This is a genomic window from Achromobacter sp. Marseille-Q0513 (assembly GCF_018195695.1).
Lineage (GTDB): Bacteria > Pseudomonadota > Gammaproteobacteria > Burkholderiales > Burkholderiaceae_B > Achromobacter.
On record NZ_JAGTJY010000463.1, the window covers coordinates 1 to 571 of the forward strand.

The following is a 571-nucleotide window of genomic DNA, read 5'->3' on the forward strand; positions in this document are numbered from 1 at the left end:
GGTAAAGGAGTGTTTGATGCCCAGGGCCTGGCAGGTCTTGGCGAACAGGCTTGAGCGGTACGCCGACCCGTTGTCAGTGATCAAGCGCTTGATGCTCACGCCAAGCGCCGCGTAATGCGACACAGCCGCTCGCAGGAACGCGACCGCTGAGTTCTTCCCCTCGTCCCCATGCATCTGGACGAAGCCCAGCCGCGAGTGGTCATCGATGGCCACATGGGCATACTCCCAGCCAGCCCCGCGGCTGCGCGTGGTTCTGTCGCCATTGATACGATGACCCACGCGCTCGATGCGCCCCAATTTCTTGGTGTCCATGTGAAGGAGCTCTCCGGGAGCCGGATGTTCGTAGCGCAGCACGGCTTGCACCGGATCGAGTACCCGCAGGCTCGACAGTCCAAGGCCGCGCAGATGACGGCTGATGCTCGCCACACTACGTCCCACCGTCGCGGCGATCCGGCGCATCGGCATGCGAGTGCGCCGTAGTTGCTCGATTCTGCGACTCAATTCACTGTCTATCCTGCTGCGAGTGCGGGCCGGGCGAGAACTGCGGTCCACCAAGCCTGCCATACCGTAC

The 571-nt window shown here is 63.2% G+C and carries 1 protein-coding gene; it reads right to left on the reverse strand.

The genetic code is table 11. The features are described 5' to 3' along the window. The coding region (locus KDH83_RS31265) for a DDE-type integrase/transposase/recombinase (protein ID WP_212323004.1) at positions 1-571 on the reverse strand (571 nt) is incomplete at both ends.